Origin of the sequence: Streptomyces sp. P17, from assembly GCF_032436805.1 — a bacterium.
Classification (GTDB): Bacteria; Actinomycetota; Actinomycetes; order Streptomycetales; family Streptomycetaceae; genus Streptomyces.
In genome coordinates this window covers 17,173-39,129 of sequence record NZ_JAVRBF010000038.1, presented here as the reverse complement: position 1 = coordinate 39,129, position 21,957 = coordinate 17,173, and the positions used below count along the sequence as shown (strand labels likewise).

17 protein-coding genes and 2 pseudogenes are annotated in these 21,957 nt (G+C 71.8%); 10 read left to right on the top strand and 9 right to left on the bottom strand.

The window, feature by feature from the left end:
• Positions 1 to 55: 55 nt before the first annotated feature.
• The gene (locus RMT89_RS24210) at positions 56 to 3,145 is read right to left on the bottom strand and encodes a tetratricopeptide repeat protein (protein WP_315885884.1); all 3,090 of its coding nucleotides are present in this window, start codon (positions 3,143 to 3,145) and stop codon (positions 56 to 58) included.
• 191 nt (positions 3,146 to 3,336) lie between these two features.
• Between RMT89_RS24210 and RMT89_RS24205 the strand changes: the two genes are divergently transcribed.
• Both RMT89_RS24205 and RMT89_RS24200 read left to right on the top strand, forming a co-directional pair.
• Positions 3,337 to 3,507 carry a hypothetical protein gene (locus tag RMT89_RS24205; protein ID WP_315885883.1) on the top strand — a complete coding sequence of 57 codons (171 nt, stop codon included), beginning with the start codon at positions 3,337 to 3,339 and terminating at the stop codon, positions 3,505 to 3,507.
• A gap of 227 nt (positions 3,508 to 3,734) precedes the next feature.
• Positions 3,735 to 4,319, top strand: coding sequence for a WHG domain-containing protein (locus tag RMT89_RS24200; RefSeq protein ID WP_315885882.1), 585 nt, complete (start codon positions 3,735 to 3,737; stop codon positions 4,317 to 4,319).
• A gap of 163 nt (positions 4,320 to 4,482) precedes the next feature.
• On the opposite strand, the pseudogene RMT89_RS24195 reads toward RMT89_RS24200, so the two are convergent.
• The 3 genes and pseudogenes from RMT89_RS24195 to RMT89_RS24185 form a co-directional block, all read right to left on the bottom strand.
• A pseudogene (locus RMT89_RS24195) lies at positions 4,483 to 4,638 on the bottom strand (isocitrate lyase/phosphoenolpyruvate mutase family protein); the annotation flags it as partial.
• 370 nt (positions 4,639 to 5,008) lie between these two features.
• The gene (locus RMT89_RS24190; protein WP_315885881.1) at positions 5,009 to 6,691 is read right to left on the bottom strand and encodes a DUF2264 domain-containing protein; all 1,683 of its coding nucleotides are present in this window, start codon (positions 6,689 to 6,691) and stop codon (positions 5,009 to 5,011) included.
• 68 nt (positions 6,692 to 6,759) lie between these two features.
• A complete protein-coding gene (locus tag RMT89_RS24185) occupies positions 6,760 to 7,797 on the bottom strand; it encodes a rhamnogalacturonan acetylesterase (protein ID WP_315885880.1) in 1,038 nt (345 codons plus the stop codon).
• A gap of 191 nt (positions 7,798 to 7,988) precedes the next feature.
• Between RMT89_RS24185 and RMT89_RS24180 the strand changes: the two genes are divergently transcribed.
• The gene (locus tag RMT89_RS24180) at positions 7,989 to 9,650 is read left to right on the top strand and encodes a rhamnogalacturonan lyase B N-terminal domain-containing protein (protein ID WP_315885879.1); all 1,662 of its coding nucleotides are present in this window, start codon (positions 7,989 to 7,991) and stop codon (positions 9,648 to 9,650) included.
• A 5-nt stretch (positions 9,651 to 9,655) separates the two neighbouring features.
• Here RMT89_RS24180 and RMT89_RS24175 read toward each other — a convergent pair whose 3' ends face one another.
• Both RMT89_RS24175 and RMT89_RS24170 read right to left on the bottom strand, forming a co-directional pair.
• Positions 9,656 to 11,068 carry an RICIN domain-containing protein gene (locus RMT89_RS24175; protein ID WP_315885878.1) on the bottom strand — a complete coding sequence of 471 codons (1,413 nt, stop codon included), beginning with the start codon at positions 11,066 to 11,068 and terminating at the stop codon, positions 9,656 to 9,658.
• Position 11,069: 1 nt separating this feature from the next.
• The gene (locus RMT89_RS24170) at positions 11,070 to 12,140 is read right to left on the bottom strand and encodes a glycoside hydrolase family 43 protein (protein ID WP_315885877.1); all 1,071 of its coding nucleotides are present in this window, start codon (positions 12,138 to 12,140) and stop codon (positions 11,070 to 11,072) included.
• 235 nt (positions 12,141 to 12,375) lie between these two features.
• On the opposite strand from RMT89_RS24170, the gene RMT89_RS24165 reads away from it, so the two are divergent.
• The 4 genes and pseudogenes from RMT89_RS24165 (at position 12,376) to RMT89_RS24150 (ending at position 17,390) form a co-directional block, all read left to right on the top strand.
• Complete coding sequence (locus RMT89_RS24165) at positions 12,376 to 13,950, top strand: FAD-dependent monooxygenase (protein WP_315885876.1); 1,575 nt, start codon at positions 12,376 to 12,378, stop codon at positions 13,948 to 13,950.
• A gap of 75 nt (positions 13,951 to 14,025) precedes the next feature.
• Entirely contained in the window at positions 14,026 to 14,958 is a 933-nt protein-coding gene (gene mmuM / locus RMT89_RS24160; protein WP_315885875.1) for a homocysteine S-methyltransferase, read from the top strand.
• Positions 14,959 to 15,195: 237 nt separating this feature from the next.
• A pseudogene (locus tag RMT89_RS24155) lies at positions 15,196 to 15,444 on the top strand (LacI family DNA-binding transcriptional regulator); the annotation flags it as partial.
• A gap of 98 nt (positions 15,445 to 15,542) precedes the next feature.
• A complete protein-coding gene (locus RMT89_RS24150; RefSeq protein WP_315885874.1) occupies positions 15,543 to 17,390 on the top strand; it encodes a beta-L-arabinofuranosidase domain-containing protein in 1,848 nt (615 codons plus the stop codon).
• On the opposite strand, the gene RMT89_RS24145 is transcribed toward RMT89_RS24150, so the two are convergent.
• Both RMT89_RS24145 and RMT89_RS24140 read right to left on the bottom strand, forming a co-directional pair.
• Complete coding sequence (locus tag RMT89_RS24145) at positions 17,272 to 18,852, bottom strand: carboxylesterase family protein (RefSeq protein WP_315885873.1); 1,581 nt, start codon at positions 18,850 to 18,852, stop codon at positions 17,272 to 17,274. The genes RMT89_RS24150 and RMT89_RS24145 overlap by 119 nt on opposite strands.
• Before the next feature lie 92 nt (positions 18,853 to 18,944).
• Positions 18,945 to 19,082, bottom strand: a complete 138-nt coding sequence (locus RMT89_RS24140) for a hypothetical protein (RefSeq protein WP_315885872.1) — start codon at positions 19,080 to 19,082, stop codon at positions 18,945 to 18,947.
• Positions 19,083 to 19,114: 32 nt separating this feature from the next.
• Here RMT89_RS24140 and RMT89_RS24135 point away from each other — a divergent pair, with 32 nt between their 5' ends.
• The 3 genes from RMT89_RS24135 to RMT89_RS24125 all read left to right on the top strand — a co-directional run bounded on the left by RMT89_RS24135 (position 19,115) and on the right by RMT89_RS24125 (position 21,285).
• Positions 19,115 to 19,552, top strand: coding sequence for a hypothetical protein (locus tag RMT89_RS24135; RefSeq protein ID WP_315885871.1), 438 nt, complete (start codon positions 19,115 to 19,117; stop codon positions 19,550 to 19,552).
• 152 nt (positions 19,553 to 19,704) lie between these two features.
• Entirely contained in the window at positions 19,705 to 20,769 is a 1,065-nt protein-coding gene (locus RMT89_RS24130) for a LacI family DNA-binding transcriptional regulator (RefSeq protein ID WP_315885870.1), read from the top strand.
• 9 nt (positions 20,770 to 20,778) lie between these two features.
• Positions 20,779 to 21,285, top strand: a complete 507-nt coding sequence (locus tag RMT89_RS24125) for a hypothetical protein (protein WP_315885869.1) — start codon at positions 20,779 to 20,781, stop codon at positions 21,283 to 21,285.
• On the opposite strand, the gene RMT89_RS24120 is transcribed toward RMT89_RS24125, so the two are convergent.
• The gene (locus RMT89_RS24120; RefSeq protein ID WP_315885868.1) at positions 21,263 to 21,907 is read right to left on the bottom strand and encodes a ThuA domain-containing protein; all 645 of its coding nucleotides are present in this window, start codon (positions 21,905 to 21,907) and stop codon (positions 21,263 to 21,265) included. The genes RMT89_RS24125 and RMT89_RS24120 overlap by 23 nt on opposite strands.
• Positions 21,908 to 21,957 lie beyond the last annotated feature (50 nt).

Sequence of the window (21,957 nt, the reverse complement as noted above, 5' to 3'; positions counted from 1 at the left end):
AACCGGCGTACGAGACGGGGCTGGTGAAGCCGGGGGCGGCCTGAGCCCCGCCGCGTCAGTCGCCCGGTTCCGCGAGCCGGGCGCGGGCGGTTCCCGCGTTCGGCTCCCGGCCCTGTGCGGCCACCCAGGCCCACACCCGCCGAGCCTCGTCGGTACGGCCGCTGCCCGCCAGTACATCGCCGAGCAGTTCCCCGGCCTCGGGGGCCACCTCCTCATGGCCTGTCTCCACGAGCTGCGCCAGCAGCAGTTCGGCCTCGTCGAGCTCGCCGTATCCCTGGTGGATCTGCGCGAGCAGCAGCCCCGCCTCGGGTGAGTGCTCGGCGTGCCCCGCGTCCAGGGCCGCCCGCAGGTGCCAGCGGGCCGCGTCGTCGCGATGGGTGCGAAGGCACAGCTTCCCGAGGTACAGCTGGGCCTCGACGGAATGGTCCGGGTGCCTCAGCTCGATGGCCTGGCGGTAGAGGGCCGCCGCGCGGTCCACGTCGTCGTCCAGATCGTGGACCGCCCCCAGGAGCATGGTCGCCCGTGCCTTCTCGCCGGGGTCGCCCGCCCCGATCGCCATCTCCAGCAGCCGCTTCGGTTCGGCCCGCAGGCCCCGGCCGATCAGGCGCCCGCCCAGGGCGATCGCGGCCTGCGGCATGAACTCCGGGTCCTCGGTCTCGATGGACGTGCGGTACCAGGCGTCCACCGTGTCGGCCTCGGCCCCGTGCTCCTCGTGCAGCACGGCGAGGTTCAGTGCGGCCTTCGCCCGGATCCGCTGGTTGTGTGACCGCACCGCTCGGCGGAAGGCCGGCTCCGCCGCGTCGTCGCGCCCGCGGCCCACCTCCAGCAGGCCGAGGTTGAGCGCGGCGATGTCCGCCTCCTCGGCCGCACCCGTCTCCACGGCCCTCGACCATGCCCGGTACGCCCCCGGCACGTCTCCTTCCTCGTCCCGCATCACCCCGAGTTCCAGCAGCGCCTTGGCCGTGTGGTGGGGCACACCGCACTCGGCGACAGCCTCGCAGGCCTCACATGCCTGACCGAGGTGTCCCGGCCCCCGCAGGATCCGGGCCGCGCCGAGCAGCGCGCGGGCCCGCAGGTCCGGATCCTCGCAGTCCGCGGCGGCGCGGAAGGCGGTCAGCGCCCCCGTCCAGTCCCCCAGCTCCACGAGCCGGTCGGCCTGCGCCAGCAGTTCCCCGGCGGTCCGGCGCGCGGGCCCGCCGTGGTGCACCTCCGCAAGCTCCACGATGCGCTGGTGCAGACCGGGGACCATCGCCTCCCTCAGCTCCGTCACCTCCGCGTGGTCCCACTCCGCGGCCCGCTCCCAGGCCTCCAGGGCAGCCGGCAGATCACCGCGGTCCTGGTACAGCCCCGCGAGCAGGGTCCACGACCTCGGGGCGAGATCGGTGTGTCCGCTGGTGGCAACCTCGCGGAAGAGTGCCTCGAAGTCCGCCTCCCGGTGCGGGCGTTCGGTCACCAGCATCGTGGCCAGCTGGTAGCGGGCCCGTGGTGCGACGCGCTTCACGTCCCCGTCCGCGGCCGCCAGCCACCATGCCTCCTCGGCACCCTCGATGTCCCCTTCGTCCTTCAGCAACGCGCCGAGTTCCAGGGCGGCCTGGGCCCGATGCTCGGCGTCCCCGGTCTCGATGAGCCGCCGGAAGGCGTCCTTGGCGCCGGTATTGGCACCGAGCAGCCGCTTCGCCTTCCCGAGCCACAGCAGGGCGACCGGCCGGTTCTCCTCGTCCTCCATGGCCTTGGTGAAGGCGGCGGCCGCGTACACGGGTGCGTCTCGCTTCCCGGCCTGGTAGCCGATGTCCAAGGCCTCCTCGGGCGTGGCCAGGTCCAGCAGCTCCGGCCAGAGGAAGCCGGGCACAGGCCCGGAGTCAGCCTCGCGGACCAGCTCCGGCGCGGCCTGCCAGCCGTCCGTGGCCGTCTCGGATGCCGAGGGCTGCAGCAGGGCACGGCCGCCCACGACCGGGTCCCGGGCCCAGGTCAGGCCTTGCTCGAACCCGTCCCCGGGGGCCATGCGAGCGCCGAGCGCGGTCAGATACGGCGGGAGCAGCCGGAGCAGTTCGTCGCGTGTCAGCCCCCGGTCCAGGCCCGCCCGCTGACAGTCCACGGCGGCACGGACCACGGCCACGCCGACCGGGTTGGCGGACCGGGCGGTGTTGAGCCGCAACAGCATCTCGCGGGGCTGCGAGGCTTCCGCCACCTCGGCGAAGCTCCTCGGCACGGCACCGCCCTCGAAGTGCCAGGCGGCCTCCGCGCGTTCGGCCTCGTCGAGTTCGAGCGGCAGATGCACCAGGCATGCGGTGCTCAGCGCGGCCCGGGCAACGGCGCCCTCGGGTCCGGTCGCCTCCAGGATCGCCCCGCACCGGCGCGCGGAGACGGTTCCGGCGGTCACCGCCCATCCGGAGAGCCACTCCAGCAACTCCGGCGTCAGCAGCTCCAGGTCGGCTTCCGCCAGATCGCCCAGCCAGAGCACGACCGGTGCCGGGAGGCGGTCGAGCGTCTCCGCGTGTGGGCGCAGCCGGGACACCGCGGCGGCCGTGTGCGGGATCAGCACCGGTGTGCCGACGGCGAACTCCGCGCGCAGCGCCTCGACGGCCGACCGGGTCTTGCCCGCCCGGTCCTCCCCGTACGCGAGGACGAACGGGTGGGGCGGGCCTTCCAGGGAGAGCATGCTGCGCATCTCCTCGTCGAAGTCTCCGCGGGCTATGTATCCGGCGTCCGCGCCGGGCAGCGGCGGGGCCACCCCCAGGTCGGCGTCGGTGAGTTCGCCGAGGAGGGGTGGCTGTCCGGACGCGGTGAGGCGCAGCAGCTCGCCGAGTTCGCCGGGCGACTGGCGGGGTGCCGTACCGTCGAGGGCACGGACCAGTTCGTCGTGGCGCCGGCGCCAGACCGGCACGGAGCCGAGGTCCTCGGGGAGGTCGATGCCGACCGCTGTCGCGTGTTCCTGGCAGGCGGTGACGAGTTCGCGCACGAGTTCCCAGCGCGGGGCACGCCGGATCTTCCCGGCCAGCAGGGGGCTGAGCGTGCTGGCGGCCGGGCGTGAGGGCATCCGCCGTTTCAGGTCGCCGAGTGAGGGCGCGCCCGAGACGAACTTCAGTTCCCGCAGACTGCCGCAGAAGCGGAGAAGCGGTTCGGGGGTGCCCTGTGGAGTGGCCATACGTCTCCTCCGGCCCGGCGGTTCCGACGATCCGTCATCAGCGTAGCCAGGCAGGGACGTTCGGGGATCTCGTCGATCGTTCGTGGTCGTTCGGAGTCGTTCGCCGTCGCCGCCGGAAGGGCCCGTGGGCCGGAGGCTGGCCGTACGGATCCTCGGGCCAACCGCCCCGGGACGTACGGGATGGAGTCAGCATGCCCCTCTTCGACGTCCGCACCCTGGTCGTCCTCACCCTCGCCCTGCTCGCCGCCGCTGTCGTCGGCGCTCTGACACTCACCGCCGGTGCGGGCTGGCCCACAGCCCTGCTGGCGGCCGGCGCGGCGGGCTGGGGCGTACTGACCGGACTGCCGCAGCTGATGCGATGAAGGCCCGTTCCCTAGACCCGTACTTCGCAGGTCACCCGATCGTGAAGACCAAGCGGTCGTAGCTGATCGCTCGCCGGTCGGAACCGCAGCAGCGATGGCCGTCTCGGTCCGGCCCGGTCGAGATCGGACGCCGTGAGGCCGATGCGGAGAACCTTTTCGGCGACCTGCGAAGTACGGGCCTAGAGGCCCTAGGTTGTAGGCCAGTAACCACAGGAATGGAGGCACCCATGCCCCGAGCGGGTCTCACCGCCGACCGCATCACGGCGGCCGCCGCCGACCTCGCCGACGAATCCGGCTTCGAGAACGTCAGTCTTTCGGCGCTGGCCCGGCACTTCGGCGTGAAGGACGCGAGCCTGTACTCGCATGTGAAGAACCTCCAGGACCTGAGGGCCCGGATCGCGCTGCTGGCGGGCGCGGAGATGACCGACCGGATCGCCCTGGCGGTCGCGGGCCGGGCCGGCAAGGACGCACTGGCGGCCTTCGCGGACGCGTACCGGGAGTACGCCCTGGACCACCCGGGCAGATACGCGGCGACCCAGATCCGCATGGACCAGGCCCTGGTGACGGACTCCCCCGCGCTGCGCCGCACCGCCGAGATCACCTACGGCATGCTGCGCGCCTACGGCCTGGAGGAACCCGACCTGACCGATGCGGTACGCCTGCTGCGCAGCACCTTCCACGGTTACTGCGCCCTGGAGTCCGCGGGCGCCTTCGGCGCGCCCAGGGACGTACGCCGCTCCTGGGACCGGGCGGTCGAGGCGCTGCATGTGGCGCTGGAGCACTGGCCGAAACAGGAGAGGACCGAGGGCTGAACCGGACCACGAACCACTACGACGTACGGCCAGGGAGTTCGCCGACCAACTCGCAGACACACTCCGCGCGTCAGCTGCCGCCCACCAGCCCCTGGATGTGGTCGTACATCGGTGTCTCACCGCGAGGTGTCCGGCCGGCCCGGATATCGGCGGCCGTCTCCAGGGCCGCGGCCACCCCTCGACTCGTGGTCCCGACGGCCGGGAACCCCTGCGCCGCGAGCGCCATGGCGGAGGCGTGGTCCCAGGCGTTGCGCAGCAGCAGGGGTTCGTCGCGGCGGTGGAGGCGGGCGAAGGGGGTGCTGAGAGCGCCGTGGGTCATACGACGACGGTAGGCGGGGCTTGCTTCGGCGCAGGACGACCACCACGTCCTCGTGCGTCAGCCGGGCGTCGGCCGACCAGTGCCGCAGTTTCTGCCGGATCTGCTCCGCGCCGTCGTACTCGCCGAGCCCCGGCAGCACCGACCGGTACCCGAAGCCCTCGAAGAGGTCACGCGTCGCCCGGACATCGGACGGCACCTTCTGGAGCTGTTCGTCCGCCGGGAGGTGGCAGTAACGCCCGATACCCAGCGCCACGAAGAATCTCCGGCCCACCTGCAGTCCACCCCGTCCCCCCGCAGCCTTCGGTCAAGACCGTAGCGGCGCGGTCGCCCTGTGTGGCGGGGCCATGGAAACCGGGCAACTGTCCGGGCGCTACAGCATGTTCAGCTCACCGTCCCGCACCCGCACCCGCGTCTGCCCACCGCTCGCCCAACGAACGACGACCTCTTGGCCTTCCACCACACTCACCGCGGCCATCCCCGCCAGCACCGCGGGATCCGGTTCCGCCGTGAGCCGGGCGAGAGCGGCGAACAGCGTGGGCCCGTCCCCCGTGACCCCGCTGAGGTCCTCGTCCAGGCCGAACGCCGGCACCAGTTCCGCCAGTACCCCCTCTCGCCCCGCCCATCCGCTCACCCGCACCGCCGTCCCGGGCTCCGTCCCCGCCACCAGATGCACCCGCACCTCGACCGCCCCGCGCACGAGCACCACGCTCGTCACCCGCGCGCCCGAGGACACCGTGTGCCGCGAGGCCGCCCAGTCGGCTCCCACGCCCAGCGGCTCGATGCCCGTGCGGCTCGGGTCCTCCCCGACGAACACGCAGTTGTCGTACGACGGAGACGGCTCCGTCGATGTCGAGTACGCGAGCCGCGTGTAGTACGGGTCGTAGCGGACGTCCTCGCTGCCGTGGTTGTGGAGGCGGACCAGGCCGTCCGAACGCGTGGACTGGAGGAGCCAGTTGGGCGGGGACACCGGGTGAGCGGCGTCCGAGCGTTCCGCCGGGCCCGGTTCCTCCGTCGCCGTCCACACCTCGTGGTCCGCCGGCAGCAGCAGGCCCACGAAGCCCTTGCTCGCCCAGTACGGGGACGCCGGGCCCGAATAGTTCTGCAGCAGGGCGGGGTTCGGGCCGTGCCAGCCCAGGGTGAGCAAGCCCCGTTCGTCCACCGCGCCCCGGTCCAGGAAGTAGCGCAGGGCGCCCGAGGCGAGGCGGCGGGTCTCGCCCGGCGGCAGGGGGGTGTGGCCCGTCAGGGCACCGAGCCACAGGGGAGCCGTCGTCGCGAAGCGGTACGTCAGGGAGCGGCCCTGGTGCAGGGGGGCGCCGTCGGCGGCGAACAGGTGGGCGTAGTCCTCCAGGTGGCGGGCCAGCCTGCCTCCGTACAGGGACAGCAGCTCGGCGTCGTCCGCCAGCCACGCGTGCAGCACCGGGTACAGGTGCATCGCCCAGCCGTTGTAGTAGTCGAACTTGCGGCCGTCGCCGTCGGTGTACCAGCCGTGCCCCACGTACCACTGCTCGATGCGCGAGAGGCCTCGGTCGATCGCCTTGGCCGACGCCTCCGGCTCATGGCCGATCGAGCCCAGGAAGCCGCCCACCGTCACAGGGAACAACTCCCAGTTGCACGGCCAGGGTTCGGCGCTCAGCGCGTCGCCCAGCCAGGCCGCCGCCCGCTGTTGCACGCCGTCGGACAGGCGGTCCCACAGCAGCGGTCGGGTCAGGCGCAGGGCGAGCGCGATGGACGCCGCCTCCACCAGGGGCTGGCTGCGGTGCTCGACGCGGGGCCAGGCCCCCGAGACGCCGGCCGCCAGTCCTTCGGCGTAGCGCTCCAGGGCCGTTTCGTCCCGGCGGAAGGCCGCCAGCAGGAGCGTGCGGGCGTAGCCCTCCAGGCCGTCGGAGAGACGGCCGGACCAGCTCTCCCGGTCGCCGGGGAGGTGGCAGAGGGCGCGGTCCTCGGTCGTGTACGGCTCCACCGCGGCCAGCAGGGCGTCGGCGGCCGCCTCCCAGTGGGCGCGGGTGTAGCCGGTGCGGGGGCTGAGGGTGCGGTCCTCGGGAGGCAGCTGCATCGTTTCTCCAGACGGCTTCGTGACACAGACCTGGGGCGCCCCGGTTCCGGTCGGGACGCCCCAGGGACTCATCCCACCCTCACCAGGCCCTCGGGCACCAGACCCTGGGCCCGTAGTTCGTCACGGACCAGTTCCGCGTACGCCGTGGCGCCGCGCACCGAGGTGTGGGTGTTGTCGCGCTTCTCGTTGTACAGGTACAGGGACTTGGAGCCCTCGACGCCGAGCGACTCGACCAGCGCCTTGCTCTTCGCCGTGAGGTCGATCAGCGGCACGCCCTCGGCCGCGGCGACCGAACGGATGACCGCCGGATGGTCCACGCCCAGGCCGTTCACCAGCAGCGCGGTGCCGTTGTCGAGGGTGCCGTCGGAGTTGAACCAGCGCCGCACGATGGGGGTGACGAGCACGGGTTCGCCGCCCTGCTCCCGCACGCCCGCCACCAGGGTCTCCAGGTTGGCGCGGTACGTCGCCTCGTCGGTCGTCTTGTCGTTGTGCGCGAGCTGGATCAGGACGAGGTCGCCGCGGCGGATCTGCGGCTGGACGGTGGCCCACAGCTGCGGGTTCCCCAGATAGGTGACCGTACTCTCGCCGGAATCGGCGTAGTTGGCGACCGAGACGCCCTTGCGGAGGTACTGCGGGAGCTGCTGGCCCCAGCCGTAGTAGGGGTCGCCGGGCTGGTCGCAGACCGTGGAGTCACCGACGAGGAAGATCTGGCGGGCGTGCCGGGCGGGGGACACGCGGATGTCGGCCAGAGCGGGGGCCGAGCCGCCGAGGGTCAGGTCCAGGCCGGGGGTTCCGGCGGCGCCGGTGGGCTCGCCCTCGGGGGTGCGGACGTTGACGGTGAAGCTGCGGGCGACGCGCTCACCGGCCGGGGCGGCGGTCTCGGGGAGCAGGGCGCGCCGGGTCTCGCCGGTGATGGCGGTACTCGACTCGACGGAGCCGCCGAGCAGCACCTTCACGTCGTACGTGCCGGGCGGAAGGTCGAAATGACAGGCGGTGGCGGTGCAGTTCGCCATGCCCGGCGCCGACTCCCCCGCCTGCGCGGGCGCGGCGCTCAGCGCGGTGCTCAGGGTCACCGCCGCCAGTACAGCGATGCTCGAACGTCTCACTCGCGGCTCCTCCGTCACGGTGAACAAGGCCTGGCGCTGGACCGTACCGCTAGCCACAAGCGCTTTCTAGACCTTGGCTCGAATTCATAAGATTCCCAACACCGGCCGCGCGAAAGCCCTTTCGCAAAAACGATTCAACTGTCAACCTCGGTCACACCCGCAACCCCCACACCTCCCGAAGGAGGTCCCCCATGTCCGAATCCGGCACGGTCGGCCGCCGCACCTTCGTCCTCGGCACCGCGGCCGCCGTAGGCACCGCGGCCCTCACCGGCACCGCCTCCGCCGCCGCCTTCGGCTGGAGCGACGACGGCTCGAACTACGTCATCGACACCGGCGCCAACCTGGTCTTCAAGGTCAGCAAGTCCAACGGCGACCTGTCCTCGCTGGTCTACCGGGGCGTGGAGTACCAGGGCTACGGCGGCAAGAACTCACACATCGAGTCCGGCCTCGGCAGCTCCACCGTGACGATCAGCCAGTCCGGCCCGACGATCCTGGTCTCGGTCAGCTACGGCACGCTCAGGCACTACTACGCGGCCCGCAGCGGCGAGAACAACATCTACGTGTGGACCAACAAGGCCGACACGTCCGTCTCCGCGACCCGCTTCATCCTGCGCGTCAAGGCGGGGCTCTTCCTCAACGACGAGCCCGACTCCTACACCTACGCCCCCACCACCATCGAGTCCTCCGACGTCTTCGCGAAGTCCGACGGCCAGACCCGCTCCAAGCACTACTCCAAGCTGCGGGTGATGGACTACACCCACGTCGGCTGGTCGGCGGGCGGCGTCGGCCTGTGGATCGTGCGCAGCAACCACGAGAAGGCCTCCGGCGGCCCCTTCTACCGCTCGCTGCTGCGCCACCAGAGCGCCGACGGCGGCGGCCTGTACGAGATCCTGCACTACGGCCAGAACCAGACCGAGCCGGAGCGCTTCGGCCTCCAGGGCCCGTACGTCATCGCGCTCACGGACGGCGGCGCGCCCTCCTCCGCCCTCTTCCCCGGAACCCTCACCACCTCCTGGGCGGACTCCCTCGGTATGTCCGGCTACGTCGGCGCGAGCGGCCGGGGCCGGGTGGCCGGCGTCGGGATCAGCGGGCGGAACACGGCGTACGCCTACACCGTGGGCCTCGCCAACCCCACGGCGCAGTACTGGGGTTCGGCGCGCGCCTCGGACGGTTACTTCTCCCTCTCCGGCGTGCTGCCGGGGACGTACACGCTCACCGTCTTCAAAGACGAACTCGCCGTGTACACCGGCTCGGTGACGGTCACTGCGGGCGCGACGACCACCCTGAACACGATCGCGATCCCCTCCTCCAACGACCCCTCCAACGCGGCCGCGATCTGGCGCATCGGCGACTGGAACGGCACGCCCAGGGGCTTCAAGAACGCCGATCTGATGACGTACGCGCATCCGTCGGACGTCCGCGCCGCCGCGTGGACCGGCAACGTGGTGATCGGCAGCGGGACCGAGACGTCCGCCTTCCCCTGCTACCTCTGGAAGGACGTCAACAGCGGGATCGTCGTGCACTTCAAGCTCACCGCCGCCCAGGCCGCCGCCGCGCACACCCTGCGCATCGGTGTGACGACGGCCTACGCCAACGGCCGCCCGCAGGTCGTCGTCAACGACACCTGGACGTCCGCCATCCCCTCCCCGCCCACGCAGCCGAACACCCGGTCGCTGACCAACGGCTCGTACCGCGGCAACAACCACACCTTCACCTACAGCGTCCCGGCGTCCGCCTGGCTGACGGACGCCGGCGCCTACAACAGGCTGAGGATCAATGTGGTGAGCGGTTCGGGGACGACGTCCTATCTCAGTGCCGGCACCTCGATCGACGCGATCGACCTGCTGGCCTGAGGCGGTCAACTGCCCCGCGTCCACTGCTGGTTCGTACCTCCGTTGCAGGTGTACGTGATGATCGCGGCGGAGTTGGCGGTGGACGCGCCGTTCACGTCCAGGCACTCGCCGGTCGCGCGGGAGACGACGTTGACGTAGGAGCCGGCGGGGGTCAGCGACCACTGCTGGCTCGTCGCCGAGGCGTTGCAGTTCTCCTGCGTCACCGTGTTCGCGTTCTCCTGCACGCACAGGGAGCTGTGCCGGGCCATCAGCTGGTAGGAGCCGCCGCCGAGGGACTTGAACCAGTACTTCTGGTTGGCGCCGCCGTTGCAGTCGTACTGCTTGAGCTGGGCGCCCTGCCACTGCGACTGGCTGGTCACATCGGCGCACCGGCCGGAGTGGCGGGCGATCAGCGTGTTGTACGGGGCGCTCGTGCCGCTGACCGTCCCGGTCGCCGTGTCGATCGTGACCTCCGGAGTCCAGGACATGGACATGGTGGTGGAGCTCGGGAAGGTCAGCGGGAGCCAGACATAGCGGGAGTCGTTGACGGTCCCGCCGAACGAGTTGCCCCAGCGGTCGCCGAGGTAGAGGTAGGAGGTGGCCGAACTCCCCTGCACGGGAAGGACGTACGCGGTCTGGGAGCCGTACGTCGTGGAGTCGCCGATGTTCTTCATGGCGGTCCAGGGGCCGGCGAGAGAGGTCGCGGTGGCGTACTGCTGCTGGTTGGGGTTCCAGCCGGTGGCGCCCGAAGTGAGCATGAAGTAGACGCCGTTACGCTTGAACAGCGCCGGTGCCTCGCGGTGGCCGCCGGGCCAGGGGTTGGCGACCAGCGCGGCGATGCCGGTGTAGTCACTGGTCAGGCGGTAGATGTGCAGGTCGTAGTTCTCCCGGGCGGCCGAGACCATGTAGCCGGTGCCGTCGGTGTCGACGAAGACCGTGATGTCCCGGGACATGTGCTGGCCGAGCGGGCGGAAGCTGCCCTGCCAGGTGTAGTCGCCGTCCACGGTGTCGGAGACGGCGACCGCCGCACGGGCCTCGCTGTAGTCGGTGCCGTTCTCCTTGTGCATCCACATCACGAACTGGCCGGTGGCCGCGTTGTACATGACCTTGGGCCGCTCGATGTTGGCGGTGGCGAGTTCGGGGTCGCTCGCCTCGGTCAGGACGTGGTTGCGGAACTCCCAGTTCTTCAGGTCCGTGGAACGGTAGGCGGAGACATACCGGAAGGTGTTGTCGGCGTTGCGGTTCTCGCCGAACCAGTAGTAGTACGCGCCGACCTTGATGACTCCGCCGCCGTGGGCTTGCACCGGATTCCCCGAAGTGTCGGTGAACCGGGTGCCGTTGGTGATCGTCTGCGGTGCGGCCTGGGCGGGCCCCGCGGTCGCCAGGGCTCCGGCGAGCGCCAGACAGAGGGCGAGCAGGACCGCGTACGCACGTCTCATCTCACACACTCTCCTTGGCCGTGTCCGCCACGGGGATGCCGAAGTCCGGGGTGCCGTCCGGGTGCCAGCCGAGGGTCTGGATCCGGGTGTGCCGGTTGGGGTCGTTCAGCGGGTCGCCGACGATCTCCTTGTACGGGCGGGCGTGGTAGAGGAGGACGTCGGTACGGCCGTCCTCGGCGACGGTGAAGCTGTTGTGGCCGGGGCCGTACTGCTTGGTGGTGTCGTTGCTGGTGAAGACCGGGGTCGGGGACTTGGTCCAGTTCGCGGGGTTCATCGGGTCGGCGTCCGCGGCGATGGTGAGCAGGCCCATGCAGTAGTTGGCGTCGGTGGCGCTGGCCGAGTACGTCATGAAAAGCCGTCCGTTGCGGGCGATGACCGAGGGGCCCTCGTTGACCTTGTAGCCGATGCACTCCCAGTCGTACTCGGGGGTGGACAGGCGCACTTGAGGGCCCGTCAGGGTCCAGGGGTCGGCCATCCTCGACAGCCACAGGGCGGTGTTGTTGGCCATGCCGGGCTCGTGCTGGGCCCAGGAGAGATAGCGGGTGCCGCGGTGGGTGAAGGTGGTGGCGTCCAGGGAGAAGGTCTCCCACTGCGTCTTCAGCTGACCGCGCTCCACCCAAGTTCCCTTGAAGGGGTCGGCGTTGGCGTTCTCCAGCACCCAGATACGGATGGCCCACACATCTTCGGCGGGCGCGGCGGCGAAGTAGATGTACCACTTGCCGCCGATGCGGTGGATCTCCGGCGCCCAGATGTGGGCGCCCATGTTCCCGGTGGCGTGCTTGCGCCAGATGACGGACTCGGCGGCGGTGGTCAGGCCGCCCAGGGTGCGCGAGCGGCGCAGGATGATGCGGTCGTACTCCGGGGCGGTGGCGGTGAAGTAGTAGGTGCCGTCGGAGTGGCGGTGGATGTGCGGGTCGGCGCGGTGGGGGACGAGCGGGTTCACGTACGGGGCTGCCTTCGGGGATGCGGCGTGGGCGAGGCCGGGGACCGCGGTGAGGCCACCGGCGGCTGCGGCGCCCTTCAGCAGCAGTCTGCGGCTGGGGACTTGGGGCAGATCGTGATCGCGGCTCATGCGGCCTGCCTCTCAGAGGGGGAGCTGTTCGAAATAACGAACGTCATCTGTGATTACGAACGGCTGAAAGGTAAAGGCGCGTCTTGAGGAGGTCAACGGGTCGGACGGGACAATGATGGTGCCGGCGACCCGCCGCGTGCGGGGCGGCGGGGGCCGGCGCCGGGGCGGCCGGCACGCGGCGTAGGCCGGAACGGACCATTGCGGCAGCGCGCGCCAGGTGCGGAAGATTGATCTCATGACGGATCAGAACGTCGTCGTGGACGACGAGGTCGAGGTGTTGGTCGTCGGCGGTGGGCCCGTCGGGCTCACCGCCCGGGCGTTACTGGAGCGCTGGGGGGTGTCGGTCCTGCTGGTCGAGAAGTACCGCCAACTGTCCCCCTTTCCGCGGTCCCGGCTGGTGAACGTGCGGTCGATGGAGATCTTCCGCCGGCTCGCGATCGACGAGAAGATCACGGCGGCCGGGTTCGCCCCGGAGTACGGCCGCATCCGCTTCCGGGAGTCCCTGCCCGGCCCCGACTTCGCGTCGGCGGCGATGGTCGGGGTCCACGCGCCGGTGGCCGAGAGCCCGGCGCTCGGCGTGGTGACCTCGCAGGACCGGCTCGAACCCCATCTGCTGGCCGCGGCGTCCGGTCCGCTGCGGTTCGGTGTCGAGCTGACCGACCTGACCGAGGAGGCCGACGGAGTCGTGGCCCGGCTCCTCGACCACGAGCGCGGTACGACCATCCACGTGCGCGCCCGGTGTCTGCTCGCCGCCGACGGCGCGAACTCCACCGTCCGGCAGTTGCTGGGCATCGGGGCCGTGGGCCCCGGGGCGATCGCCGACGTCACCACCGTGGTGTTCGACGCCGACCTCGACCGCTGGAGCGCGAGTCAGCCCGCCGGGGTCTATGTGACCGCCCACGGCTCGATCATCCCGCTCTACCCCGAAGGGGGCTGGGCCTGGTTCGGCCCCACCCCCGGGAAAGACGCCGAGCGCACCGACTGGGCCGACCTCATCGCCCACACCCTCGGCACCGGCTCCGAGGTGGCGGTGGACGTACGGCGGGTGCAGCACTGGGTGATGAAGGCGTTCGTCGCCGAACACTTCCGGCACGGCAGGATCCTGCTGGCCGGCGACGCGGCGCACGCGGTGCCCGTGGTCGGCGGCCTGGGCATGAACGCCGGGATCGCCGACGCGCACAACCTCTGCTGGAAACTGGCGGGCGTCCTCCAGGGCTGGGCCGGGCCGAGCCTGCTCGACAGCTACGAGAAGGAACGGCATCCCGTCGCCCACCGGACGCTCCGGCAGGCGGTGGCCAACGCCGAGCTGATGTTCCAGGTGCAGGCCCGGCGCCGCGAGCAGCTCCAGTCCGGTGGGGCGGCCGACGAGCAGATCGAACTGCCGTGGTCGGAGGAGTACTTCGCGCAGCTCGGTCTCGTGCTCGGCATCGCCTACGACTCCGACGCGGTGCTCACCGACGGCAGCGCACCGCACGAGCCGTCCGAGCCGGGCACGGACTACGTGCCCTCCACACGGCCCGGCCACCGTATGCCGCACCTGTGGCTGGCCCCGGACCGCTCCACGCTCGACATCCTGGGCGAGTGGTTCACCCTGCTCACCCCCGACCCCGCCGCCTGGGAAGGGCACGCCACCGGACCCTGGCCGCTGCACATCGAGACCCTGCCCGAGGAACACACCGAGTTCTGCGGCCTCGGCCCGCACGGAGCGCTGCTCGTCCGGCCCGACGGTCATGTCGCCGCCCGCTGGCACCACGGCCCGCCCGGTGACCGGGTCCTCAGCGAGGCTCTCAAGGCGATCACCGCGATGTGATCCCACATGATGGGCACCCCGCCCACGGACTGGACACAATCGGCCGCTCGACCGCTGTTCGACTAGCGTCATGACATGACCAGCGACACCACTCTCGCCCAGGCCCTGGCCGCCGGTCCCGTCGTCCTCGACGGCGGGATGTCCAACCAGCTGGAGTCCGCCGGGCACGATCTGAGCGACGAGCTGTGGTCGGCCCGGCTGCTCGCCGAGCTACCCGAGGCGATCACCGAGGCGCACCTCGCCTACTTCGAGGCCGGCGCGGACGTGGCGATCACCGCCAGCTACCAGGCCACGTTCGAGGGGTTCGCGGGGCGGGGGATCGGGCGGGAGCGGGCGGCCGAGCTGCTCGCACTGAGCGTGGAACTGGCCCGGGAGGCCGCGCGGCGCGCGAAGGCGCAGCGGCCGCTGTGGGTGGCGGCGTCGGCCGGCCCTTACGGCGCGATGCTCGCCGACGGCTCCGAGTACCGCGGCCGCTACGGCCTGAGCGTCGACGAACTCGAACGCTTCCACCGGCCCCGGATTGAGGTCCTGGCCGCCGCGGGCCCCGATGTCCTGGCCCTGGAGACCGTCCCGGACGCCGACGAGGCGCGGGCGCTGCTGCGGGCGGTGCGCGGACTCGGCGTCCCGGCCTGGCTGTCGTACTCCGTGGCCGGCGACCGCACCCGCGCGGGCCAGCCGCTTCAGGAGGCGTTCGCGCTCGCCGCCGACGCGGACGAGGTGATCGCGGTCGGCGTGAACTGCTGCGCGCCCGAGGATGTGGACGCGGCGATCGAGACGGCGGCGCGCGTCACCGGCAAGCCGGTGGTGGTGTATCCGAACAGCGGGGAGGCCTGGGACGCCCAGGCGCGCGCCTGGCACGGGCAGTCCAGCTTCGCGCCGGCCCAGGTGCGCACATGGGGGGAGGCCGGGGCGCGGCTGATCGGGGGATGCTGCCGGGTGGGGCCGAAGGCGATCTCGGGGATCTCGGGGGCGCTGCGGAGTTCCTGGACCGCCCGGCCGCACTGCTAGGGGGTGTTTTGAAAGTCCTGTGCGGTGCCCGCGGTGTTCGGTGCGTGCCCTCGGCGTGCCGGACGAAGGCCCTCGTACTGGACGTACTTGGGTCTTTGGCCGGTGCGGCGAGGGTGCGTGCCGGGCGCCGTGGGTGCTGTGCGGGACTTTCAAAACACCCCCTAGCCTCCGCACACCGGGAACCGGTTGCCATCATCGTTGCCGCGGTTCCCTTCGGGTGAGAGGGGCAGGGCGGCGGTGACGAGGAAGAGCGAGGACGCGGGCCGCAGCACCATCCGGGACGTGGCCGTCCGTGCGGGGGTGTCCGCGTCGACGGTGTCCCGGGTGCTGGGCGGGGTGTACCCGGTGAGCTCGGCGACCCGTACGCGGGTGATGCGGGCGGTGCACGAGCTGGACTACGTCGCCGACGCGCGCGCCAAGGCGATCGCCGGGGTGGGCACGCCCACGCTGGCGTTCGTGCTGGAGGACCTCACCGGACCGTCGTTCCTGTCCTGAACGGATCTTGTCCTGGACCGCGTCCCCTTCTTATGCTCGCGGGGTCAGCAAGCGGTTTCTCCGCCAAGGCTTTCCCTGGAGCGTCCAGCATGCGCAGCGGCCCGATCCGACTCACCGACCGCGCGCACACCGCCCTGCGCCCGGCCACGGCAGCCCGTCTCACCGGCGGCTTCTGGGCCGGCCGCCGCCGGACCAACGCGGAGGTGAGCATCTCGCGGGGTCCGGAACAGCTGGAGAAGTCCGGGAACTTCGCCAACCTCCGTGCCGCCGCGGCCGGTTCGGGAGAGTTCGCCGGGGACTTCCCCTTCCAGGACTCGGATGTGCACAAGTGGCTGGAGGCGGCGGCCTGGCAGCTCGCGGAGGAGCCCGCGGACAGCGGACTGACCCCGCACATCGAGAAGTTGACCGCGCTGCTCGCCGCCGCCCAGGGCACCGACGGCTACCTCCAGACGTACTACCAGGTCGCCCGCCCGGACCGGCGCTGGCGGGAGCTGGGCTGGGGCCATGAGCTGTACTGCGCGGGCCATCTGATCCAGGCGGCGATCGCCCTCCACCGCACCACCGGCAACCGTCAACTCCTCGACGTGGCCGAGCGGTTCGCCCGCCACATCCACGAGGTCCTCGCGCAGCGGGCGGACGGCGTCTGCGGGCACCCCGAGATCGAGACCGCGCTGGTGGAGCTGTACCGGGAGACCGGTGAGCGCCGCTGGCTTGAGCTGGCCGCCGCCTTCGTGGACCGGCGCGGCCACGGCGCGCTGGACGCCGACCTCAACCCCCATCTGGGCCGGGCCTATTGGCAGGACCACACGCCGGTGCGCGAGGCGGCGTCGGTCGCCGGGCACGCCGTCCGGCAGCTGTATCTGCTGGCGGGCGTCACGGATCTGGCCGCCGAGACCGGTGACCCGGAGCTGCGCGCGACCGCCGAACGGCTGTGGGACCACATGGTGGCCACCAAGACGTATCTCACGGGTGGAGTCGGGGCACGCCACGAGGGCGAGGCCTTCGGGGAGCCCTACGAACTGCCGCCGGACCGGGCGTATGCCGAGACCTGCGCGGCCATCGCCTCGATCCAGTGGTCCTGGCGGATGGCCCTGCTGACCGGCGAGGCGAAGTACTCCGACCTCATCGAGCGCACCCTCTACAACGGCTTCCTGTCCGGCGTGGGCCTGGACGGGGACAGCTGGCTGTATGTCAACCCGCTCCAGGTGCGCGAGGAGTACGAGGGGGCGAACGAGGCCGACAAGGCCGCTCGCCGCACCCCGTGGTTCCGCTGCGCCTGCTGCCCGCCGAACGTGATGCGCCTGCTGGCCTCGCTCCCCCACTACCTGGTGAGCGGCGACGCGGAAGGGCTGCAACTGCACCAGTACGCGACCGGCGTGTACGAGGCGGCCGGCGGCCGGGTCCGGGTGGCGACCGAGTACCCCTGGCACGGGCGGATCGAGATCACGGTGGAGGAGGCGCCGGACCGGGACTGGACGCTGTCCGTGCGGATCCCGTCCTGGTGCACCGGCTTCACGGCATCGGCGCCGAACAGCGACGCGCCCACCGGGGATGACCCGGGCTGGCTGCGGCTGCGCCGCCGCTGGAGGCCCGGGGACACGTTCACCGTCGACCTGGACCTCGGCCCCCGCCTGACCGGCCCCGACCCGCGCGTGGACGCCGTTCGGGGCTGCCTGGCGATCGAGCGCGGCCCGCTGGTCCACTGTCTGGAGAGCGTGGACCAGGAGCCGGGCGTGCCCTTCGACGAGCTCACCCTGCCCGACGGCGCCGCGCTGTCGGTCCGGCACGAGCCCGGGCTGCTGGGCGGGGTGAGCGTGGTCACTGCCGCCGGACGGCGCCGGGGAGCCGAAGGCGTCGTACGACTGACCGCAGTTCCGTACCACGTATGGGCGAACCGTCGGCCGGGGGCGATGCGGGTGTGGGTACCTCGGGAGTGACGTCGGCGGTCCACAGGGCCAGCTCGCGGTCCCGGGGGCCGTACGCGGTGTGCGGCTCGCCGTCGCCGAAGATCCGCACCGGGTGCGTGTCGTCCCAGTGCTGCCAGCCGGGGTTCCCGTCCTCGGCGAACCGCACCCAGGCGCGGTGCATGGCCTCGGAGAGCTCGGCCGGAGCCCCCTCACCCGCGAGTTTCGCGGACTCGGGGGCATCGCCGGTGTCGAACACGAATCCGAGCTCCAGGGCGTGGCAGGCGCCGAGGCCCGGCCGGTTGGACGGCCAGGCGAACTCGTACACGTACGAGGTGTCCGGGCGGGCGTCGGCCAGCTGGTGCAGCGGGATCCGCAGCAGGTGGTCGGTGACCATCTGGCCGACGATCTCGGCGGTGCCGGCCTCGGGGTGCAGGGTGCGATAGCCGCGGGGCACCTCGGCGCCGCAGCGGCAGCGGGCCATGGCACCGGCCAGTGCGACAGGGCCGAGCCGGTCGACGCGCTCCACCAGACCGCCGGGCACCAGCCACAGCCGGTATTCCTCACGGGTCCAGCCCGTCATCAGCTCGACGCCCCGCGCCGCCTCGCCCTCGACCAGCGCTTCCAGGGGATCGCGCGGCACGAGATCGCCGTCGACGACGATCCCGAAGGCGGGCCCGCCGAGCACCGGGCTGCTGAGCTTTCCGACCTCGCCCTGGGTGCGCAGCAGCAGCTCACGGTCGACCTCGGCGAAGGCCGCTGCGGTGGCGGGGATCTTCAGCCGGGTGGCCATACGGCGCACCATCTTGCGTACCTTGTCCCGCTCGGAGGCCTCCGGCGGCCCGCTCTGCAGAATCGCCCGCCGCACCAGGCCCTGGGCCTGCGGGGCGGCCAGCAGGGCCCCGGCGCTGATGGCTCCGGCGGACTGCCCGGACAGGGTGATCCGGTCGGGGTCACCACCGAAGGCGGCGATCGAGGCGTGCACCCACTCCAGGGCGGCGAGCTGGTCGCGCAGACCGGGGTTGGCGGGCGCGTCCGGGAACAGGCCGTACCCCTCGACGCCCAGCCGGTAATTGACCGACACCAGGACGACTCCGTCACGGGCGAAGTGCCGCCCGTCGTACACGGGCACACCTGAGGATCCCCGGGTCAGAGCCCCACCGTGCAGCCACACCATGACCGGCAGCCGGGCGCTCGGGCCGGGCTCGGGCGTCCACACATTCAGGTTCAGACAGTCGTCCCCCGCCACCACCGGGTCGGACAGATACTGGGCGAAGGCTTCGGAGTACGGCGGTTTCGGCGCCGTGGGCCCGAAGGCGCCGGCGTCGCGCACACCGTCCCAGGGCTCCGGCGGCAGCGGCGGCCGGAACCGGCGGGGCCCGAAGGGGGGCGCCGCGTACGGGATGCCGCGGAACACGGCGACTCCCTGCTCGTATCTGCCGCGTACAGCCCCGTAAAGGGTGCTGACCACGGGGTTCGTCGAGTCCGTCGGCATCCGGCCACCAGCCCTTCGCCACGCTCCTGCACCGTTCACATCAGAGCATCACATCGCCCGGATGTATTCCGGTGCAGGGCGTGAACACTGGGCTACTTGGCGTACATCAACGTGCCGAAGCCCAGCTGGTGGCACGCAGCCGCGAGCTCACCGAGCCGTACGAGGTCGACGACCGGCCGTTGCTGACCTCCCGGGACGATCCGTCGCTGGCGTTGCAGAAGGCAGGTCATGGCGAGCTGGTCCGAACCCCGGACGGGATTGGGTGCTCAGCCACCTGGCGTCCCGGCCCGTGGCGACGCCGGACGGCCCGCGCTGCACGCTCGGGCGGGAGACGGCGATCCAGCCGGTGACCTGGGACACGGAGGGCTGGCCGAGGATGCGGCACGGGGGTCCGCGTCCGGCGGTCGAGGTCGACGTCCCGACGCCTCCGGGTCGGCACCCGGCAGGCGGCCGTGGTCGACGTCGACGCGGCGGGGCCGCTGACTCTCGGGTGACGGTCGACGGCCCCGAGGCGCGGTTCTGGTACGTCCACGACGGTGCCCGGACACCGGCCGGGCCCGCCCTGGACATCTCCAGGCTCTCCGACGACCACGGGTCCAAGCTGCGGTTCACCGAGGCGATGGCCGGCATCCACGCCGTGGACCTCGTCGACGCCGCATTCACGGCCGGCTTCACGGGGTTCCGCCTCACTTGCGGATAGCCCGTTCAAGGTCTCGAAAGCCGGAGCTCGTGGGTCCTGCGAACTCCGGCCTCTTCCCGACAACTTGCGGCGAACCTAGGGTAGGAAGCGCTTACTATCGCGCTGGTCCAAACTTTCGATGGCCCTCGGGCGGGCCGGAGAGGTGGTTCCCGATGGTCCGTACGGGGAGTGCGCACGTGGCGGCCGGGCCGACCCTGGCGGTCGTCGCCCGTGAGGCGGGGGTCTCCGTGCCCACCGCCTCCAAGGTCGTCAACGGCCGCGAGGACGTCGCGCCCGAGACGCGGCGGCGGGTCACCGAGGCGCTGGACCGGCTCGGCTACGTCCGCAGACCCCGCTTCGACGGGGTCAGAACACCCGGGTTCATCGATCTGGTGGTGCACTCGCTGGACACCTCGTGGTCCGGCGCGGTCCTGCACGGGGTGGAGGCGGCGGCGCACGACGCCGGTCTGGAGGTGGTCGTCTCGTCCGGGCTGCCCCGGGCGGGCGGCGGCCGTCCGGAGCGCGGCTGGCTGGACAAGCTCACGGCGCGCGGCTCCGCCGGGGTGCTGTTCAACCTGACCGAGCTGACCACCGTCCAGTACGGCTGGCTGGAGCAGCACCGCATTCCGTTCGTGATGATCGACCCGGTGCTCGAACCGCCGCCGGGCGTGGTGTCGGTGGGCGCGGCGAACTGGCAGGGCGGGGTCACGGCGACCGAGCATCTGCTGGCCCTGGGGCATGAGCGGATCGCCGTGGTCGCGGGGCACCAGCGCACGATGGCCGGCGACGCCAGGATCGCCGGCTACCGCTCGGCCCTCGCCTCGGCGGGGGTGCGGCACCGGCCCGAGTACGTCCGGTACGCGGGTTCGGACGACAGCCTGGCCCGCCGCCGCACGCTGGAGCTGCTGGATCTGCCCGAGCCGCCGACGGCGTTCTTCGTCTGCTCGGACCCGATGGCGCGCGGCGTCTACACCGCGCTGGCCGAACGGCAGTTGAGCGTCCCGGACAGCATCAGCGTGGTGGGCTTCGACGATCTGCCGGAGTCCCGGTGGATCACCCCGCCGCTCACCACGGTCCGCCAGCCGCTGTCCGAGATGGCGGCGACGGCCCTGCGGCTGCTGGTGCGGATGATGGCCGGGGACCGGCCGGAGAGCACGCGCACGGAACTGTCGACACGGCTGGTGGAGCGGGCGAGCACGGCGGCGCCAAGTTTGTCATGTCCTGTGAGCCGTTCATAGGTTGACCCGATGGGCCTCATCGACAAGCTGACCGGCACCCGCTACCCCGAGGACGGGGTCGTACCGCTGTCGGCGCCGGACGTCCGGACCGCGCTGCTCGCGCTCAACGGCCCGGACGCGCCGTACCGCATACGCAACGCGCTGGCCGCGGAGAAGGCCGACCTGGTGGCGGAGTGGCGGATCCCGCCATCCGCCTCCCGTCGGCTGGAACGGACCGTGAAGACACGGATGCTGCTGGTCCCGGAGCGGCACGAGGTGCGCAGCGTCGACGAGCAGTGGGAGGTGAAGCGGGCCGGGAACCCGCCGCGTTGGGTGGTGTCACGCCAGCACTCCGTCGGGCAGGTGAACTGGGTGGAGCGGCAGTGGGCGTACGAGCAGGGGGCCGACGGACGGCGGCAGAAGGTCGAGACGTTCCGCTTCGACTCCCGGGAGGTCAGGGACCCCTTGCGGGAGGTGGCCCTCGGCGCGGGGTGGACCTGGCGCGGGATGATGCTCAGGCTCGCGCCGCCCAGGTGAGGCCGCCCCGCAGGTGGGCGCGGAAGCCGGGGTCGTCGTAGGCCTGAGCCGCATGGCCGAGGGCGGTGTAGAAGACGCGTCCGGCGCCCTGTTCGCGGCACCAGGCGAGCGGGTGGTCGGCGCCCATGCCACCGCCTTCGTACGACGTCTCGTCGGCGGTCAGCAACACCCGTGCCGTGTCCCGGGGGTTGGTGTCGAAGTCGTACCACTCGTCGGTGAAGTCCCACACGGGCGGCAGATGGCGGGTCGCCGGGTGGTCGTGGTCCTCGACCAGGGCGCGGCCCGGCTGGAAGCGGGGGTGGCGGGCGAAGCGGGCGCCCAGCAGTTCGCCGTAGTAGGGCCACGTGTACTCGGTGCAGGCCGCCGCGTGCACCCCGACGAACCCGCCGCCCGTCTCGACATACGCGGCCAGCCGCTCCCGTCCGGCCGCGGTCAGCACCTCGCCGCTGGTGGAGAGGAAGACGACGGCGGCGTACGGCTCCAAGGACCCGGCGAGCGCGGCAGGGTCCTCGGTGTGGTCGATCGCGAAGTCCCCGAGGGTGCGCAGCGCGGCGACGGCGGCCGGGATGGAGTCGTGCCGGTAGTCGGTGGTGCGGGTGTGAACGAGGAGTCGTGGGTCCATGGCCGACGAGCCTAGGGCCTGCGCGTCGACAAGCCCGGTGGTTGGGTTGG

Excerpts from the sequence above, each read along its gene's own strand:
- RMT89_RS24145 (WP_315885873.1), bottom strand. The coding sequence starts at position 18,852 with ATGCCGACGGACTCGACGAACCCCGTGGTCAGCACCCTTTACGGGGCT.
- RMT89_RS24140 (WP_315885872.1), bottom strand. The coding sequence starts at position 19,082 with ATGACCTGCCTTCTGCAACGCCAGCGACGGATCGTCCCGGGAGGTCAG.
- RMT89_RS24210 (WP_315885884.1), bottom strand. The coding sequence starts at position 3,145 with ATGGCCACTCCACAGGGCACCCCCGAACCGCTTCTCCGCTTCTGCGGC.
- mmuM (WP_315885875.1), top strand. The coding sequence starts at position 14,026 with ATGACCAGCGACACCACTCTCGCCCAGGCCCTGGCCGCCGGTCCCGTC.
- RMT89_RS24130 (WP_315885870.1), top strand. The coding sequence starts at position 19,705 with ATGGTCCGTACGGGGAGTGCGCACGTGGCGGCCGGGCCGACCCTGGCG.
- RMT89_RS24170 (WP_315885877.1), bottom strand. The coding sequence starts at position 12,140 with ATGAGCCGCGATCACGATCTGCCCCAAGTCCCCAGCCGCAGACTGCTG.
- RMT89_RS24180 (WP_315885879.1), top strand. The coding sequence starts at position 7,989 with ATGTCCGAATCCGGCACGGTCGGCCGCCGCACCTTCGTCCTCGGCACC.
- RMT89_RS24200 (WP_315885882.1), top strand. The coding sequence starts at position 3,735 with ATGCCCCGAGCGGGTCTCACCGCCGACCGCATCACGGCGGCCGCCGCC.
- RMT89_RS24165 (WP_315885876.1), top strand. The coding sequence starts at position 12,376 with ATGACGGATCAGAACGTCGTCGTGGACGACGAGGTCGAGGTGTTGGTC.
- RMT89_RS24175 (WP_315885878.1), bottom strand. The coding sequence starts at position 11,068 with ATGAGACGTGCGTACGCGGTCCTGCTCGCCCTCTGTCTGGCGCTCGCC.
- RMT89_RS24120 (WP_315885868.1), bottom strand. The coding sequence starts at position 21,907 with ATGGACCCACGACTCCTCGTTCACACCCGCACCACCGACTACCGGCAC.
- RMT89_RS24190 (WP_315885881.1), bottom strand. The coding sequence starts at position 6,691 with ATGCAGCTGCCTCCCGAGGACCGCACCCTCAGCCCCCGCACCGGCTAC.
- RMT89_RS24125 (WP_315885869.1), top strand. The coding sequence starts at position 20,779 with ATGGGCCTCATCGACAAGCTGACCGGCACCCGCTACCCCGAGGACGGG.
- RMT89_RS24205 (WP_315885883.1), top strand. The coding sequence starts at position 3,337 with ATGCCCCTCTTCGACGTCCGCACCCTGGTCGTCCTCACCCTCGCCCTG.
- RMT89_RS24150 (WP_315885874.1), top strand. The coding sequence starts at position 15,543 with ATGCGCAGCGGCCCGATCCGACTCACCGACCGCGCGCACACCGCCCTG.